The organism is Vibrio sp. La 4.2.2, assembly GCF_027586995.1.
Lineage (GTDB): Bacteria > Pseudomonadota > Gammaproteobacteria > Enterobacterales > Vibrionaceae > Vibrio > Vibrio mediterranei.
Map to the genome: position 1 here is coordinate 1 of NZ_JAPPTJ010000011.1, position 16,331 is coordinate 16,331.

17 protein-coding genes and 5 tRNA genes are annotated in these 16,331 nt (G+C 44.3%); 9 read left to right on the plus strand and 13 right to left on the minus strand.

The features are described from left to right. Positions 1 to 140: 140 nt before the first annotated feature. From OH456_RS20765 to lolB, 9 genes are all read right to left on the minus strand, one after another. Positions 141 to 217: transfer RNA gene (locus tag OH456_RS20765), tRNA-Met, on the minus strand. An 82-nt stretch (positions 218 to 299) separates the two neighbouring features. Then, positions 300 to 374: transfer RNA gene (locus OH456_RS20770), tRNA-Gln, on the minus strand. Positions 375 to 408: 34 nt separating this feature from the next. Continuing rightward, a tRNA-Leu gene (locus OH456_RS20775) sits at positions 409 to 493 on the minus strand. Between the two features lie 38 nt (positions 494 to 531). Beyond that, positions 532 to 608: transfer RNA gene (locus tag OH456_RS20780), tRNA-Met, on the minus strand. A 293-nt stretch (positions 609 to 901) separates the two neighbouring features. Beyond that, positions 902 to 1,993, minus strand: a complete 1,092-nt coding sequence (gene ychF / locus OH456_RS20785; RefSeq protein ID WP_031495560.1) for a redox-regulated ATPase YchF — start codon at positions 1,991 to 1,993, stop codon at positions 902 to 904. 10 nt (positions 1,994 to 2,003) lie between these two features. Beyond that, positions 2,004 to 2,594: an aminoacyl-tRNA hydrolase gene (gene pth / locus OH456_RS20790; RefSeq protein WP_038229709.1), complete on the minus strand. Its 591-nt coding sequence runs from the start codon at positions 2,592 to 2,594 to the stop codon at positions 2,004 to 2,006. A gap of 121 nt (positions 2,595 to 2,715) precedes the next feature. Continuing rightward, positions 2,716 to 3,666: a ribose-phosphate pyrophosphokinase gene (locus tag OH456_RS20795; RefSeq protein ID WP_031495558.1), complete on the minus strand. Its 951-nt coding sequence runs from the start codon at positions 3,664 to 3,666 to the stop codon at positions 2,716 to 2,718. 27 nt (positions 3,667 to 3,693) lie between these two features. Next, a complete protein-coding gene (gene ispE, locus OH456_RS20800) occupies positions 3,694 to 4,566 on the minus strand; it encodes a 4-(cytidine 5'-diphospho)-2-C-methyl-D-erythritol kinase (protein WP_270034232.1) in 873 nt (290 codons plus the stop codon). Between the two features lie 11 nt (positions 4,567 to 4,577). Continuing rightward, positions 4,578 to 5,198, minus strand: a complete 621-nt coding sequence (lolB, locus tag OH456_RS20805) for a lipoprotein insertase outer membrane protein LolB (RefSeq protein ID WP_270034178.1) — start codon at positions 5,196 to 5,198, stop codon at positions 4,578 to 4,580. 172 nt (positions 5,199 to 5,370) lie between these two features. On the opposite strand from lolB, the gene hemA reads away from it, so the two are divergent. The 8 genes from hemA (at position 5,371) to ybaK (ending at position 13,335) form a co-directional block, all read left to right on the plus strand. Then, entirely contained in the window at positions 5,371 to 6,630 is a 1,260-nt protein-coding gene (hemA, locus tag OH456_RS20810; RefSeq protein WP_270034179.1) for a glutamyl-tRNA reductase, read from the plus strand. A gap of 27 nt (positions 6,631 to 6,657) precedes the next feature. After that, positions 6,658 to 7,746 (plus strand): peptide chain release factor 1, encoded by a 1,089-nt coding sequence (gene prfA, locus OH456_RS20815; protein ID WP_038229716.1) that lies wholly within the window; start codon positions 6,658 to 6,660, stop codon positions 7,744 to 7,746. Between the two features lie 9 nt (positions 7,747 to 7,755). After that, entirely contained in the window at positions 7,756 to 8,604 is an 849-nt protein-coding gene (gene prmC, locus OH456_RS20820; protein ID WP_236111599.1) for a peptide chain release factor N(5)-glutamine methyltransferase, read from the plus strand. A gap of 33 nt (positions 8,605 to 8,637) precedes the next feature. Then, a complete protein-coding gene (locus tag OH456_RS20825; protein ID WP_006075551.1) occupies positions 8,638 to 9,021 on the plus strand; it encodes a SirB2 family protein in 384 nt (127 codons plus the stop codon). Positions 9,022 to 9,024: 3 nt separating this feature from the next. After that, positions 9,025 to 9,834, plus strand: a complete 810-nt coding sequence (locus tag OH456_RS20830) for a SirB1 family protein (protein ID WP_006075552.1) — start codon at positions 9,025 to 9,027, stop codon at positions 9,832 to 9,834. Between the two features lie 17 nt (positions 9,835 to 9,851). Next, a complete protein-coding gene (gene kdsA / locus OH456_RS20835; protein ID WP_096993838.1) occupies positions 9,852 to 10,703 on the plus strand; it encodes a 3-deoxy-8-phosphooctulonate synthase in 852 nt (283 codons plus the stop codon). Positions 10,704 to 11,076: 373 nt separating this feature from the next. After that, complete coding sequence (ushA, locus tag OH456_RS20840; protein ID WP_038223381.1) at positions 11,077 to 12,741, plus strand: bifunctional UDP-sugar hydrolase/5'-nucleotidase UshA; 1,665 nt, start codon at positions 11,077 to 11,079, stop codon at positions 12,739 to 12,741. A gap of 117 nt (positions 12,742 to 12,858) precedes the next feature. After that, complete coding sequence (gene ybaK, locus OH456_RS20845) at positions 12,859 to 13,335, plus strand: Cys-tRNA(Pro) deacylase (RefSeq protein ID WP_038229724.1); 477 nt, start codon at positions 12,859 to 12,861, stop codon at positions 13,333 to 13,335. 20 nt (positions 13,336 to 13,355) lie between these two features. Here ybaK and rluF read toward each other — a convergent pair whose 3' ends face one another. The 3 genes from rluF to OH456_RS20860 form a co-directional block, all read right to left on the minus strand. Beyond that, positions 13,356 to 14,384, minus strand: a complete 1,029-nt coding sequence (gene rluF / locus OH456_RS20850; protein WP_270034180.1) for a 23S rRNA pseudouridine(2604) synthase RluF — start codon at positions 14,382 to 14,384, stop codon at positions 13,356 to 13,358. A gap of 76 nt (positions 14,385 to 14,460) precedes the next feature. Further along, positions 14,461 to 15,042, minus strand: a complete 582-nt coding sequence (gene smrA / locus OH456_RS20855; RefSeq protein WP_006075558.1) for a DNA endonuclease SmrA — start codon at positions 15,040 to 15,042, stop codon at positions 14,461 to 14,463. Positions 15,043 to 15,181: 139 nt separating this feature from the next. Further along, positions 15,182 to 15,322 (minus strand): DUF3149 domain-containing protein, encoded by a 141-nt coding sequence (locus OH456_RS20860; RefSeq protein ID WP_038229728.1) that lies wholly within the window; start codon positions 15,320 to 15,322, stop codon positions 15,182 to 15,184. Positions 15,323 to 15,577: 255 nt separating this feature from the next. On the opposite strand from OH456_RS20860, the gene OH456_RS20865 reads away from it, so the two are divergent. Beyond that, positions 15,578 to 15,654 (plus strand) — tRNA-Pro (locus OH456_RS20865). 225 nt (positions 15,655 to 15,879) lie between these two features. On the opposite strand, the gene OH456_RS20870 is transcribed toward OH456_RS20865, so the two are convergent. After that, entirely contained in the window at positions 15,880 to 16,287 is a 408-nt protein-coding gene (locus tag OH456_RS20870; RefSeq protein ID WP_006074295.1) for a hypothetical protein, read from the minus strand. Positions 16,288 to 16,331 lie beyond the last annotated feature (44 nt).

Consider the following 16,331-nt stretch of genomic DNA (forward strand, 5'->3'; position numbering starts at 1 on the left):
ACACCTTGCGGCGCCAGAACCTAAATCTGGTGCGTCTACCAATTCCGCCACTTCCGCAACAAAACTTATAGTTAAGAGAGTAATTGGTAAAACTCAATCTTAACGTTGTACTTGAAGGCGAACCTACAAGTTCAAATAAATGGTGGCTACGACGGGATTCGAACCTGTGACCCCATCATTATGAGTGATGTGCTCTAACCAGCTGAGCTACGTAGCCACTCTTGAGAGCGAGAGAATATAATACAAACTACGCTCTAGTGCCAACAGTTTTTCTAAAAAAAACGTTATCACTTAAATTGTGGCTGGGCTACCTGGATTCGAACCAGGGAATGGCGGCATCAAAAGCCGCTGCCTTACCGCTTGGCGATAGCCCAACAAGATTGATTAAAGTGTCAATCACACTAAATATGGTGCGGAAGGAGAGACTTGAACTCTCACACCTTGCGGCGCCAGAACCTAAATCTGGTGCGTCTACCAATTCCGCCACTTCCGCATATTTCCTAAATACTCTAAATAAGAGTGCTTAGGAAATGGTGGCTACGACGGGATTCGAACCTGTGACCCCATCATTATGAGTGATGTGCTCTAACCAGCTGAGCTACGTAGCCATTTCCATATTGTTGATTCTCTTCGAAAGTTGCCTTATCGCTGAGAACGGGGCGCATTATGCGTAGTTGAATTTGATGCGTCAACTTTTTTTGCGAAGAAATTTGCGAAAAAGTGCCGTTCGAACTTTTTTTAATCAAACCGCTCTGTTTCTGATCTAAATCTGTTGTTCAATTATCATCGCTCTACCAGAAAGTTAATGCGTTTTTGCAAAGTGACTGAACAATGGCAGACCTTATAAAACAACAAAAGCCAGCAGTTGCTGGCTTTTTAATCACTTTAGATGTTCGGTAACTTATACGTTAAAGCGGAAGTGAATAACATCGCCATCTTTAACAATGTATTCTTTCCCTTCTAGACGCCATTTACCCGCATCTTTTGCACCAGATTCACCGTTGTATTGAATGAAGTCGTCATAACCAACAACTTCTGCACGGATGAAGCCTTTTTCGAAGTCTGTGTGGATTTTACCTGCAGCTTGAGGCGCAGTTGCACCAACAGGAATAGTCCATGCGCGTACTTCTTTCACACCAGCGGTGAAGTAAGTTTGAAGAGTAAGTAGCTCATAACCAGAACGAATTACGCGGTTTAGGCCCGGCTCTTCAATGCCCATATCAGCAAGGAACTCTTCACGATCTTCGTCATCAAGCTCAGAAAGCTCTGATTCGATAGCTGCACATACGGCTACAACAACGTTGTTTTCTTTCTCTGCGTACTCACGAACAGCGTCTAAATATGGGTTATCTTCAAAACCATCTTCATTAACGTTTGCGATGTACATGGTTGGTTTTAGCGTTAGGAAGTTTAAGTAGCCAATAGCTGCGAGTTCTTCTTTCGCTAGATCAACAGTACGTGCCATACCACCTTCCGTTAGAACTGGAAGTAGTTTTTCAAGTACGGTTAGCTCAAACTTCGCGTCTTTATCGCCACCTTTTGCTTTCTTAGCGTTACGCTGAATTGCGCGCTCACAAGAATCAAGGTCGGCTAGAGCTAGTTCAAGGTTGATCACTTCGATGTCTTCGATTGGTGATACTTTACCTGCTACGTGAACAATGTTTTCGTTCTCAAAACAACGAACAACGTGACCGATCGCGTCAGTTTCACGGATGTTAGCTAGGAATTTGTTACCAAGACCTTCACCTTTTGACGCACCAGCAACTAGGCCTGCGATATCAACGAATTCCATCGTTGTTGGTAAAATTTTCTGTGGATTAACAATTTTCGCTAGTGCATCTAGACGTAGATCTGGCACAGGTACTACGCCTGTGTTTGGCTCGATAGTACAAAACGGGAAGTTAGCCGCTTCGATGCCTGCTTTAGTCAGTGCGTTAAACAGAGTTGATTTACCAACGTTTGGTAGACCAACGATGCCACATTTAAAACCCATGATTGTAACCTTATTCAGCTTTGAAGGTGTGTAAGCGATTTTGTGCTTTTGTTAGTCCATCTTTTAGTAAGATGTCTAAACTACGGACAGATTCGTCAACGACAGCATCAAGGCATTCTTGCTCTTTTGCTGGCGCTTTTCCAAGGACATAACCCGCCACTTTGTCTTTGTGCCCCGGATGACCAATGCCAATCCGAAGACGATAGAATTCTTTGTTGTTGCCCAGCTTGCTAATGGTATCTTTCAAACCATTATGACCACCGTGACCGCCGCCTTTCTTGAACTTTGCAACGCCTGGAGGTAAGTCTAGCTCATCGTGAGCGACCATGATCTCTTCAGGTTTTATCTGGTAGAACTTTGCTAAGGCTGCGATGGCCTTGCCAGATAAGTTCATGAATGTGGTTGGAATTAACAGTCTTAAATCACTGCCGTTCACTAAAATTCTTCCAGTGAGACCGAAGAACTTAGCTTCGTTTTTTAGCGTAACATTGTGGATACGAGCAAGTTCCTCTACCACCCATGCACCTGCATTGTGACGAGTTCTCACATATTCAGGACCTGGGTTAGCAAGGCCTACAAGCAATTTTATCTGCTGAGTCAACGTTAAGATCTCTCTTGAATCTCAAAAGCGCGGTATGATAGCACACTAAATCTGTACAAAAAACGCGAAGACAAAAAAACCACTTCATAAGGAAGTGGTTTTTTCAAATTAGGTGCGAATGTTACTTGCTAGTAAACATTGCTGAGATTGACTCTTCGTTGCTGATGCGACGAATAGCTTCTGCAAGCATGCTAGATAGAGTAAGTTGCGTTACTTTACCTGTTGCAGCCATTTCTTTAGAAAGCGTAATTGAGTCAGTCACGATAACTTGGTCTAGAACCGAGTTTTTGATGTTCTTCGCTGCGTTACCAGAGAATACTGCGTGAGTTGCGTATGCGAATACACGCTTAGCACCACGCTCTTTAAGCGCTTCTGCTGCTTTACATAGCGTACCGCCAGTGTCGATCATGTCATCAACGATAACACAGTCACGACCTTCAACGTCGCCGATTAGGTTCATTACTTCAGAAACGTTAGCACGTGGACGACGCTTATCTACGATCGCGATGTCGATATCACCTAGTGCTTTCGCTGTTGCACGAGCTCGGACAACACCACCAAGGTCTGGAGAAACAACAACAGGATCTTCTAGACCACGGTCAGCCATATCTTCAAGAAGCACTGGAGTACCGAAGATGTTATCTACAGGTACATCGAAGAAGCCTTGAATTTGCTCTGCGTGTAGGTCGATAGTAAGAACGCGGTCAACACCAACGTTAGACAGGAAGTCTGCAACAACTTTTGCAGTGATTGGCACACGAGCAGAGCGTACACGACGGTCTTGACGAGCATAACCAAAGTAAGGAATAACAGCAGTAATACGGCCTGCTGAAGCGCGGCGCATTGCATCAATCATTACCACTAACTCCATTAGGTTGTCGTTAGTTGGCGCACATGTTGACTGAATGATGAATACATCGCTACCACGAACGTTTTCATTGATTTGAACAGCGACTTCGCCATCAGAGAAACGGTCAACAGTAGCATCTCCTAGAGAGATGTATAGACGATCAGCAATACGTTGGGCTAGTTCAGGTGTAGCGTTACCAGCAAATAGCTTCATATCAGGCACGGTGGAAACCTCAGGGTTGCGTCCAGTTTAAACAGATTGTAATAGGGCTAATTCATACTTAGCCAAAGTCTCTAGTAAAGGAGAGCGATTGCATCCTTTTGCTACAAAAGCGGAGACATTGTCAGGAAGCATTTCAAGGACTTTTTCTGCCTCTTCCTCGTTGTTAAACTCAGAAAATACGCAAGATCCAGTCCCCGTCAATCTTGACGGCGCGTATTGTAGCAGCCATGAAAGTTGGTTATCAACCTCTGGATACAGCATTCGGACAATTTTTTCGCAATCGTTTACGTAAGGTGAGTCCAAAAGTATTGATAATGCTCGCTTTGGCGTGTTTCTAGTTAAATCAGGATGTGTGAATATATCGACGGTAGCAATACTAACTTCAGGTTTAATAACTAGGTAATACTGTTCTTTAGGGGTAGCTTCAGACAGTTTTTCGCCGACACCTTCAGCGAAAGCTGCGAAGCCGCGAACGAACACTGGCACATCAGCACCTAATGCCAAACCTATTTCCGCTAGCTCATCCGTTGTCAGTCGGGTTTGCCAAAGGAAGTTCAATGCTACTAGTGCGGTAGCCGCATTGGATGAACCACCACCAATCCCGCCACCCATGGGAAGAATCTTGTTAAGCTCTATATGAGCACCATAAGTACAGTTAGCTCTGTTTTGAAGCGCAGATGCTGCTTTCCAGATTAGGTTGTCTTCGGTGGCGACACCATCAATATCTGGGGATAGAGTAATTTGACCACTAGTATTGGCGGTAATAGTCAGTTCATCGCATAAATCAATGAATTGAAACAAGGTCTGCAATTCATGGTAGCCATTAGGTTGGCGACCTGTGATGTATAAAAACAGGTTGAGTTTGGCAGGGCTAGGCCATGAAGTAGTGTCGGTGATCATTTTATGTTGGGTCACTGTGTTACTGTCCATTTTGAAACGACAAGATTGAGTTTGGTATCGCCTTGCACTAATTGCATCCTAGTCGGCATGGGCAATGAGTTCTCTGTCCCTTCTAGTGTAAAGCTGCGGTACTCATTGTAATCAAGGTTCCACGTTTTGTTGGCAATACGTTTTTGTAAACTGCCGACGGTATTAAATTGGTTTAGCTGATAGCTATCGGCAGTCGCCGGTAGGCCAACCAGCCAATCGCTCAATTGTTCGATTGGGATATCGAGCCCGGTTAATTGCTCAATGAGCGCATTCACATCTTTCCCTGACAATTTTTGTCCATCATACGTTTCGATAAAAGAACCGTTTGGTGTTGAAGTAAGATTAAACACGGTTTGACCAAGAAAGGTAGTCAGACGGACTTGGGTGAAATTATCGGAATGACTCCAATGAAAGTTGAGAGTTTGGCGCTGGTCTGGGGAAATATAACCGAGTTTGCCATTGGCCGTATATTGAGTAAGAGACTCAAGCTCGGTTTTATGTGCTTGCCATTCAACACTTTCTGGCTCTGGAGGCAAACTACTGCACCCAAACAGAAATAATGCCGCAAAAAAATAAAAAAGACGTCGATGGAGTTTGTACATAGGGAACAACTTACGTGATGGTTTATTGTGCAAATTCAATACAATATTGAGAGACTATAGCATCAATCCCACAAACTCAGGAAAACATATTGGTAAGAGACTTTCAATAAATGGTGCCATCAAGTAAAATTCTGGCCTATTTGTCAAATCTGTATCAGAGAATTCGCGTTACATGTCATTGCTTGCTATTGGTATAAACCACAATACGGCGTCAGTGGATCTGAGGGAGAAGGTGGCGTTTCCACCTGAAAAACTCAACAGAGCACTGAATGAGCTAAGAGAAAATACCAAAGTTAATGGCTCTGTGATTCTGTCAACGTGTAACCGCACCGAAATTTACTGTGATACTGGTGATTCCAACAAATCACAATTAATAGACTGGCTTGTTCGTTTCCACGATGTAGCAGCAGAAGAGTTGAAGCCTTCTCTGTATGTTTATGAAGAACAAGCGGCAATAAAACATCTGATGCGCGTTTCATGCGGCTTAGATTCACTCGTCCTTGGCGAACCACAAATACTTGGGCAAGTAAAGCAAGCCTACAGTGATGCCCGTGAGCATCAATCTGTAGAAGGTGGAATTGAGAAACTCTTTCAAAAGACGTTCTCTGTTGCTAAGCGAGTGCGTACTGAAACCGAAATTGGTGGTAGTGCCGTTTCTGTCGCTTACGCGGCTTGTACCCTAGCTCGACAAATCTTCGAATCAATTGCTGACTCAACTGTGCTTTTAGTTGGTGCAGGCGAAACCATTGAACTGGTGGCCAAGCACTTGGAAGGTCACGGTTGCAAGAACATGATTGTGGCTAACCGAACCAAAGAGCGAGCGGAAATATTAGCGAATCAGTTTGGCGCACAAGTTATTGCACTTAATGAAATACCTGATGTACTACCTAAAGCGGATATTGTCATTAGCTCAACTGCGAGCCCGCTGCCTATTATAGGCAAAGGGGTGGTTGAATCAGCGATAAAACAACGTCGCTATCAACCTATGCTGCTTATCGACATCGCCGTCCCACGAGATATTGAATCGCAAGTGGGCGAGTTGAGTGACGCGTATCTATATACAGTAGATGATTTGCAATCTATCGTCGATAGCAATATCGAGCAACGTAAAGTCGAAGCGATTCAAGCAGAAGCGATTGTGAGTGAAGAAAGTGCGCAATTCATGACATGGATGCGTTCACTGCAAGCGGTTGATAGCATCAGACAATACCGAAAACACGCAAATGACACCCGACAAGATATACTGTCAAAAAGTTTACAAGCGTTAGCAGCAGGGGGAGACCCTGAGAAAGTTCTGCTAGAGCTGAGTAATAAATTAACAAACAAGCTTATTCATGCGCCGACAAAAGCGCTACAAGATGCCGCTGAGCAGGGAGATCCTGCTAAACTGATGGTCATCCGACAAAGTTTGGGTTTAGACCAAACTAAATAAGCCTTACCCTGAGAAAAGACTGCAATTATGAAAGCCTCCATTTTAGTTAAATTGGAAACTCTTGTTGAACGATATGAAGAAGTTCAGCATCTACTTGGCGATCCAGAGATCATTGGAGACCAAGACAAATTCCGCGCTCTTTCAAGAGAGTACTCGCAACTTGAAGAAGTGACCAAGTGTTTCCAAGCCTATCAGCAAGCACAAGAAGATCTTGAAGCGGCTGAAGATATGGCAAACGAAGATGACGCAGAAATGCGTGAAATGGCACAAGAAGAAATCAAAGAAGCGAAGGCGACTATTGAGCGTCTTGCGGATGAACTGCAGGTACTTCTTCTACCGAAAGATCCAAACGATGAGCGTAACTGCTTCTTAGAAATCCGCGCTGGTGCAGGTGGTGATGAAGCAGGTATTTTCGCAGGTGACTTATTCCGTATGTACAGCAAATACGCGGAGAAGAAAGGCTGGCGTATCGAAGTGATGAGCTCAAATGAATCAGAGCAAGGCGGCTATAAAGAAATGATCGCTAAAGTGTCTGGTGATGGTGCTTATGGCGTGCTTAAGTTTGAATCTGGCGGCCACCGTGTTCAACGAGTTCCAGCAACAGAATCTCAAGGTCGTGTTCACACTTCAGCATGTACTGTTGCGGTTATGGCTGAAATTCCTGAAGCAGAGATCCCAGAGATCAAAGCGGCTGATCTTAAAATCGATACGTTCCGTGCATCAGGCGCGGGTGGTCAGCACGTTAATACTACTGACTCAGCTATTCGTATTACTCACTTACCAACAGGGACTGTGGTTGAGTGTCAAGACGAGCGTTCTCAACATAAGAACAAAGCGAAAGCGATGTCTGTTCTTGCCGCGCGTATTATTGCCGCAGAAGAAGCAAAGCGTGCCGCTGAAGTGTCAGATACCCGTCGTAACCTATTGGGTTCAGGTGATCGTAGTGACCGTATTCGTACTTATAACTACCCACAAGGTCGTGTATCAGACCATCGCATCAACTTGACGTTATATCGTCTGTCTGAGGTCATGGAAGGTGACTTGCAGTCTCTTGTTGATCCGGTACTGCAAGAACACCAAGCTGACCAACTTGCGGCTCTAGCGGAGCACAACTAATCCATGTCATTGGATATGTCTATTGAAGCGGTGCTCAAACGAGCATCGCTTGTTCTTTCTGGGTCTGGTAGCGAATCACCTTCATTAGATGCGGCGGTCCTGCTGTGTCATGTTCTTGAAAAACCGCGTAGTTATCTACTTACCTGGCCTGAAAAAGCATTAACGTCTAATGAAGCAGAGCAGTTCGAGGCGTTGTTAAATCGTCGTATCGCAGGCGAACCCGTAGCGTATATTCTTGGTGAACGAGAGTTTTGGTCGCTGCCTTTAAATGTCGCTCCAAGCACGCTTATCCCAAGACCTGATACAGAACGCTTAGTTGAGCTCGCACTTGATAAGGCCCTTGTGAATGATGGTGATATTTTAGACTTAGGTACGGGCACCGGAGCAATCGCGTTGGCACTGGCTTCAGAACTGAAAACACGCTCAGTAATGGGAGTTGATTTTCAAACGGAAGCGGTAGAGCTCGCTCGAAGCAACGCGACAAAACTCAATATTACCAATTGTCAGTTTGCGCAGGGAAGTTGGTTCGAACCTGTCGATCTTGTGCACAAATTTAGCGTAATTGTTTCCAATCCCCCTTACATTGACGAAAATGATCCCCATCTATCTCAAGGTGATGTTCGATTTGAACCATCAACGGCATTAGTCGCTGAGAATAATGGGCTGGCGGATATTGAGACCATCACGGCTAAAGCGCCCACTCATTTGCTTGAGGGCGGCTGGCTGTTGTTTGAGCATGGCTTTGAGCAAGGGCAAGCTGTAAGAGAAATCTTGGAAAACAATGGCTTTTGTCATGTAGTCACTGAACAAGATTACGCCGGCAATGATCGTGTGACTCTTGGGCAATGGAACCCATAACAGAAATACAATAAAGAGAAAGAGAGAAGCAGCATGTATGAAGGATTAAAGCATTTTCACTTGATGACCATCGCCATATCAGTGGTGTTGCTATCAGTACGATTTGGCTTACTGGTCGCTAACTCCCCGAAGGTGAATCATCCGTTTTTGAAGCGCTTCCCTCACATTAATGATTCACTACTGTTGTTATCAGGCTTTGGTTTGATTGCAATCACAGGTTTTGTCCCATTTACGGCTGCAGCGCCGTGGATGACCGAAAAAGTCACCTGCATTATGGCTTATTTTGCGTTGGCGTTTTTCACGATTAAATTAGCAAAGAACAACTTATTAAGAACATGTGCGTTTTTAGGCGCATTGGGATGGTTAATGATGGCAGCTAAGATTGCCATGCTGAAAACGCCATTCCTTATGGGGTAAGCAATGATTGAACTGTTTGACGAAGATTTTGATGCTATTGAGTTGGTTGAAGGAGCACTGATCTTAAACAAAGCGGTGGATCCTAATACTCAAGATCATTGGGCGGAGTTAGAGCTAGCTCGTTTATTGGAAGAAGCTGAGCAGCAATTGTTCCATTTGCGCGATGATAAGCAGCGCCTAGACTCGCTGTTAAGACTGTTTTACACCGAGTGGCAGTTTAGTGGGGACCATGATGCGTATTTTTCCTCTGAAAATGCGTTTATCGATAAAGTCCTTGAGCGACGCAAAGGCATACCGGTTAGTCTAGGAGCTATCTTGCTTTACTTAGGGAGAAAGCTCGGTCTTCCATTAGAAGCTGTAACATTCCCAACGCAGTTTTTGATTAAAGTCTGTTGGCCAAATGAAGCACCAAGCTACATCAACCCTTACGATGGGGAATATGTTAGCAAGAAGCGTCTACACGCTTGGCTAATTGGCAACGATGGTCCGTTGGTGAAGTTAGAGGCAAAACATTTAGCGACAGTTGATAACCCAACGGTAATTGGTCGCTGGCTAGCTTTACTTAAAAGCGCATTATTGCGAGAAGAGAAGTACACGCTTGCATTGCAATGTACCGATCTGGCTTTGACTTTTGTTCCCGATGACCCTTATGAGATTCGGGATAGAGGCTATATTTATCAACAACTGGATTGTCATCAAATCGCGGCAACTGATTTTCAGTATTTCATCGATCAGTGCCCAGATGATCCGGCAATAGAATTACTGAAAACGCAGGTTTCGGCGATCAGTCGCTCACCTGTCACTCTTCACTAAATATTGAGATAACAAACATGGAAATGAAAACGGTACACGTAGGTGATATCCCGGTAGCAAATGATAAGCCGTTCACGCTTTTTGCTGGAATGAATGTGCTGGAATCACGTGATTTAGCGATGCAAATCTGTGAGCACTATGTGAAGGTGACAGAAAAGCTAGGTATTCCATACGTATTTAAAGCGTCGTTTGATAAAGCGAACCGTAGCTCAGTGCATTCTTATCGTGGCCCTGGCCTTGAAGAAGGCATGAAGATTTTCCAAGAGCTAAAAGACACCTTTGGCGTGAAAATCATTACGGATGTTCATACAGAAGAGCAAGCACAACCTGTTGCTGACGTGGTAGATGTTATTCAGCTACCAGCCTTCTTAGCTCGTCAGACTGACCTTGTTGAAGCGATGGCAAAAACAAATGCGGTTATCAACGTTAAGAAGCCTCAGTTTATGAGCCCTGGGCAAGTAGGTAACATTGTTGATAAGTTCGCTGAGTGTGGTAACGATAAAATCATTCTTTGTGAACGTGGCTCATGTCATGGTTACGATAACCTTGTGGTCGACATGCTTGGCTTTGGCGTGATGAAAAAAGCTTCTAACGGTAGCCCAATCATTTTCGATGTGACGCACTCACTACAAATGCGTGATCCATCGGGTGCGGCATCTGGTGGTCGTCGTGAACAAACGGTCGAGCTTGCAAAAGCGGGACTTGCGACGGGAATTGCGGGTCTATTTATTGAAGCGCACCCGAATCCAGATAAAGCACTATGTGACGGTCCGTCAGCACTGCCTTTAGATAAGCTAGAACCATTCTTAGCGCAAATGAAAGCGTTGGATGATCTTATCAAAGGTTTTGAGCACATTGACATTAAATAAGCGTGCTTATTTCTGATATAGAAGCCAGTCATTTAGACTGGCTTCTTTTTTATGTTCACTAAATATGTTGAGCAATCGTTTCTTCTCAGAATTACAACCTCGTAACAGCTGAATCCCTCGCCATACCTCAGTGCTTTAATTAACCTTATGTAGAATCACAAATTTATTCTGATGAGTTTATAACCTGATACTCAGCAACTTGTGACATAGATTACATAAAAGTGAAATGAGAATGTTATGTTCGTAGGGTTAATTTAAACTATCGCATATTTTGTCGATGTTTCTCTTTATGTCTATTCGTTACAAATCGGCAAATGTGTGGCGTTTATACAACGCTATAGGCAGTGGATCCCCAAAATTCAAAGGTATGAAAATGAAAAAAAGCCTTATGTTTAAGTCCGTACTAAGTGCGGCTATCATCGCGTCACTAGCAGGATGCGCAACCCAACCAGAGCAAGAATGGAATGCTGATGAGACTTATAAGCTCACTATTCTTCATACTAACGATCACCACGGTCGCTTCTGGGAAAACAAATATGGTGAGTACGGTATGGCAGCGCGTAAGACGCTGATTGACCAAATTCGTGCTGACGTTGAAGCGGATGGTGGCAGCGTATTGCTTCTATCTGGCGGTGATATCAACACTGGGGTTCCAGAGTCTGATTTACAAGATGCTGAGCCTGACTTTAAAGGTATGAGCATGATTGGTTACGATGCTATGGCACTTGGTAACCATGAATTTGACAACCCGCTAGAAGTGCTATTTAAGCAAAAAGAGTGGGCTAACTTCCCAATGCTGTCTGCAAACATTTATGACAAGAAAACAGGTGAACGCCTGTTTGATGCATACCACATTTTCAACAAGCAGGGCATTAAGATCGCTGTTATTGGTCTAACAACGGAAGACACTGCGAAGATCGGTAACCCTGAATACATCGGTGGTATCGAGTTCCGCGATCCGAAAGTAGAAGCAAAGAAACTGATCGCTGAGCTAAAAGAGACAGAGAAACCTGATCTAATTTTCGCAGTTACCCACATGGGTCACTACGAAAATGGTAAGCGTGGTGTAAACGCCCCAGGTGATGTTGCGCTTGCTCGTTACCTTGATGAAGGCGACTTAGACATGATTGTGGGTGGTCACTCACAAGAGCCGGTTTGTATGGAAGGTCCTAACGTCGTTAAGAAGAACTTCAAGCCAAGTGATGAATGTAAGCCTGACATCCAAAACGGCACTTGGATTGTGCAAGCGTACGAGTGGGGTAAGTACGTTGGCCGTGCCGACTACGAATTCAAAAATGGTGAGCTAGATATGGTCAGCTATGACCTTATCCCTGTAAACCTTAAGAAGAAAGTTAAGATCGATGGCAAGAAGCAACGTGTTCTTGTTGAAGATGAAATCAAGAAAGATGCAGAAATGGTGGCATTCTTAACGCCATTCCAGGAAAAAGGCCAAGAGCAACTAGGTGCGAAAATTGCTGAAACGAACGGTAAGCTAGAGGGTGACCGTAATGTTGTTCGCTTCCAGCAAACTAACCTAGGTCGTCTGATTGGTACGGCTCACATGGAACGTGCTAAAGCTGACTTTGCCGTCATGAACTCTGGTGGTGTACGTGACTCTATCGCTGAAGGTGATGTGACTTACAAAGATGTACTTATCGTACAGCCATTTGGCAACATTATTACTTACACCGATATGACAGGTGCTGAAGTTGTCGATTACTTGAACGTAGTAGCAACGAAACCTGTAGATTCTGGTGCTTATGCTCAATTCGCTGGCATTTCTATGACAGTGGGTAAAGATGCAGTATCGAATGTTGTTATCAATGGTAAGCCTCTAGACCCTAAAGCAACATACCGTTTCACTGTACCAAGCTTTAACGCAGCTGGTGGTGACGGTTATCCGAAGCTTACAGGTCACCCTGGTCACGTAAACACTGGCTTTGTGGATGCGGAAGTACTTAAAGAGTACCTAGAAGCAAACAGCCCAATCGATGTGAATAAGTATCAGCCTAAAGGCGAAATCATCTATAAGAACTAGACTTTTATTCCGGTTTAGTAGATAAAATAGAGCGGCGCCATTCGGCGCCGCTTTTCTATTTTGACGACTCTAATCTCAAGAGTCGACGTTAACGGTAGCAACTACCAAGGATACGTTATGACACCGGCTATTAACCTTGCCAAAAAGAAAAAAATCACTCATACCGTTCATCAATATGACCATGACCCAAGGCATGAAAGTTATGGTTTAGAGGCGGTAGAAGCGTTAGGACAAGATCCTGAATCCGTGTTTAAAACTCTACTGTTCGCCATCAATGGAGAACCGAAAAACCTTGCTGTGGCGGTGATACCTGTTGAAGAAAAGCTGAACCTAAAACTCGCAGCAAAGGCTGCTGGTGGGAAAAAAGCGGAGATGGCAGATAAAGATATCGCACAAAAAACCACGGGTTATGTGTTGGGTGGCATCAGCCCCCTTGGTCAAAAGAAGTTGTTACCGACCTTTATTCATATCTCAGCGGAAGCGAGAGCGCAAATGTGCGTCAGTGCTGGAAAAAGAGGTTTGGAGATTGAGTTAGCACCGAGTGATTTGGCGATGCTAACGCGTGCGAAGTTTGTCAACTTATGTGAGGCCTAAGCAGGCCTCATTTACACTGACTATTTCTTGAGAGATAGGGTACCGCCAACGCGCGTTCTCGGTTTACTTGGCTTAGATGAATCTGGTTTAGCAGCAACCGGTTTACGGTTTTGCGTCTTACCATGGTGATTACGAGCCTTATCTGAACGTCCTTGCTCTTGCTTGTGACGTTTGTTTTTATTCGGGCTACGACGAAACTCATCTGCACCGTGTCCAGAGAAGGTCTTCATTTTGTCACGCTTTGCTTCTGCTCGAGCGTCATGCAGCTTAGCATCGGTAGCCTTAGTGATATGACGACCTTTAGCATCTTTGCGTGATGCTTCTTCCGTACTCACTGAACCTTCACAAAGGCGGTGAATCTCAGCCACTTCCTGATCAGTTAAGTAGCGCCATTTGCCATTGGGAATTCCATCAATAGAGATGTTCATAATGCGGACTCGGCGAAGTTTTAACACTTCGAAACCCAGTGCTTCACACATACGGCGAATTTGACGGTTTAACCCTTGAGTTAGGGTAATACGGAAAGAAAATTTGGTTTCCTGCTCGACACGACAAGGCAGAGTTACTGTGTCCAGAATCGCAACACCTGAGCCCATCTTTTTCAAGAAATCACGAGTTACAGGTTTGTCGACACGTACTACATACTCTTTCTCGTGATTGTTACCCGCACGGAGAATCTTGTTAACGATGTCGCCATCGTTAGTCAAAAAGATAAGACCATCGGACGGTTTATCTAGTCGACCAATTGGGAAGATACGTTTGTGATGGCCAACGAAATCAACGATGTTGCCCGGAACATCACGTTCGGTTGTACATGTGATACCCGTTGGTTTGTTCAACGCAATATAGACTGGTTTCTCTTTGCTGCGAACTGGTTTACCGTCGATTTCAACATTGTCTCCTGACAACACTTTGGTTCCCATCTCAGGAATTTTGCCATTAATAGTGACACGTTGTTGTTCGATCAGCTTGTCAGCTTCACGACGAGAACAAAAGCCAGTTTCACTAATGTATTTGTTAAGGCGTTTTCCTTCAGCAGCGTTAGGCATGCGCAGTATTCACTCTATATTGGTCAGACACAAAATTAAGGTCGCGTATTTTATACTCAACTGAGCGGTAAGTCACTTAACTCGTACGTTTTTGATGACGCTCTCGATTCTCAAGCTTCTTTTCTTGGCTCTTTCTTAGCATAACGTAGACCGCACCACTTCCTCCATGGAACCGCTGCGCACTATGAACGCACTGAACATCTTTTATCTGAGTTAGCCAATGTGCAAGATAACTCTTCATTAATGCTGGTGGGTTAGAGCGTTCGCCGCGCCCATGTACAATAAGCACAGTGCGGATGTCCATACGCATACACTGTTGCAGAAACTTCACCACTTCATCGCGTGCTTCTTTAAGCGTTCTCCGGTGTAAGTCGAGTTTTGCTTGCAGCGGATACTTACCCAGTCTCAGTTTGCGGTAAACACCTTCCTGCATGCCATCACGCTTAAACTCAATTAAGTCGTCTGGTTTGATCATCGGAGCGTAATCAATTGAAAGGTACTCAGGGTCTTGCTCAGAAAGCCAGAGTGCTGCTTCTCGCTTGGCCAAATGCGCGTCAGACACTTGGTGGGTCTTTTTAAGTTCAACGGTGTCGCTGTGAATCGGCTTCACATCGCCCATCATCTGTTGGAATAGATCCAGATCATCGTCTTGAGACATAACTTCATCTCGGATAAGCCATTTTAACTGGAGTATATACGAATATTAGCAATAGGTGAGAGCAATAAAAAACCGGAGTGAACAGGCGATCCACTCCGGTGCATAGCGGTTTTCTATTCGAAATAGAAGCTAAGCGATTCTAGTGAGGAGATTTGTCATTCATTACTTTGTAGATGAAGAAACCACCGTAAAACAGCATCAAGCCCAGCGCTGCAAAGATAACTAGCATTGAAGATAAGCCCACTGCATTACCAAATAGGAGATCAAGCCAAAAGTCCATGTTTCCTCCAAAGTATTGACGACAGGGATAAGTTAACTTTTGGTGTTAAAATGAACACTGATCTGGATCAATTGTACTTTGAGTGTTAATAACCTGTATGTCACTGTGTGTATTTGGTCACATTTTTCGTGCTTCTGGCGATATGATGAGCAATCAAACTCAAATGCAAAGAAAGTTGTTATAAAAGCCTTGCTTCAAAAGAATTTATCATTAATATACGCATCCGTTGTTGAGCAAAACTCAAGACAACAATCTCGGTGAATAGCGCAGCTTGGTAGCGCATCTGGTTTGGGACCAGAGGGTCGGGGGTTCGAATCCCTCTTCACCGACCACTTTCAAAAAGCCTCGCTTTCAAAGCGGGGCTTTTTACTTTCTAAGCATAATTTTAGTAGTGGAGAAGAACCCATGCGGGTCAGGGGCTGGATGGCCAGTCCCATCGAATCCCTCTTCACCGACCACTTTTCAAAAAGCCTCGCTTTCATAGCGGGGCTTTTTACTTTCAAAAGAACCTCGCTTTTTAGCGAGGTTTTTTGCATTTCTGAGTATCAAAAACTTCTTTAAGCTAGTCTAGCTTTGCTGCCGAGTTTTGCTACGACGCCTTCCAAGCCCAGCACGGCAAAGATAATAGCGAAGAACGCGACAACGCCACCAAATGCACCTGTAAAGGCTACATGCTGACCGAACAGCATAGCGATAATGCCCATGGCGAGAAACTTCGAGCCCACTAAGATAATGTAAGACGAAATACCACGTTTGAGCTTTGGTAGAGTTTTGTGCTTAAGAAAGTACGACGCCATAACTTTTTCAAGCGAGATAGCACCTTTAAGCATGCCGGTTAACACCACCGATGCATATACTGCCACTTCAAGGCTTGCGATGAACACCCAGTCCCAAGAAGCATTGAGTACTAGCATTACGACAGTAGTGATAATAGAGCTGATGGCGATATCTTTAAGTACTTTCATTTTTGAATCCTCGTTATGATTTCTGCTGACCTGATTAAGGTATC

Coding starts and splice junctions, on each gene's coding strand:
- smrA (WP_006075558.1), bottom strand. CDS start 15,042: ATGTCTCAAGACGATGATCTGGATCTATTCCAACAGATGATGGGCGAT.
- lolB (WP_270034178.1), bottom strand. CDS start 5,198: ATGTACAAACTCCATCGACGTCTTTTTTATTTTTTTGCGGCATTATTT.
- OH456_RS20860 (WP_038229728.1), bottom strand. CDS start 15,322: ATGGACTTTTGGCTTGATCTCCTATTTGGTAATGCAGTGGGCTTATCT.
- OH456_RS20870 (WP_006074295.1), bottom strand. CDS start 16,287: ATGAAAGTACTTAAAGATATCGCCATCAGCTCTATTATCACTACTGTC.
- OH456_RS20825 (WP_006075551.1), top strand. CDS start 8,638: ATGTATGAAGGATTAAAGCATTTTCACTTGATGACCATCGCCATATCA.
- ybaK (WP_038229724.1), top strand. CDS start 12,859: ATGACACCGGCTATTAACCTTGCCAAAAAGAAAAAAATCACTCATACC.
- rluF (WP_270034180.1), bottom strand. CDS start 14,384: ATGCCTAACGCTGCTGAAGGAAAACGCCTTAACAAATACATTAGTGAA.
- ispE (WP_270034232.1), bottom strand. CDS start 4,566: ATGATCACCGACACTACTTCATGGCCTAGCCCTGCCAAACTCAACCTG.
- OH456_RS20830 (WP_006075552.1), top strand. CDS start 9,025: ATGATTGAACTGTTTGACGAAGATTTTGATGCTATTGAGTTGGTTGAA.
- prfA (WP_038229716.1), top strand. CDS start 6,658: ATGAAAGCCTCCATTTTAGTTAAATTGGAAACTCTTGTTGAACGATAT.
- kdsA (WP_096993838.1), top strand. CDS start 9,852: ATGGAAATGAAAACGGTACACGTAGGTGATATCCCGGTAGCAAATGAT.
- ychF (WP_031495560.1), bottom strand. CDS start 1,993: ATGGGTTTTAAATGTGGCATCGTTGGTCTACCAAACGTTGGTAAATCA.
- ushA (WP_038223381.1), top strand. CDS start 11,077: ATGAAAAAAAGCCTTATGTTTAAGTCCGTACTAAGTGCGGCTATCATC.
- hemA (WP_270034179.1), top strand. CDS start 5,371: ATGTCATTGCTTGCTATTGGTATAAACCACAATACGGCGTCAGTGGAT.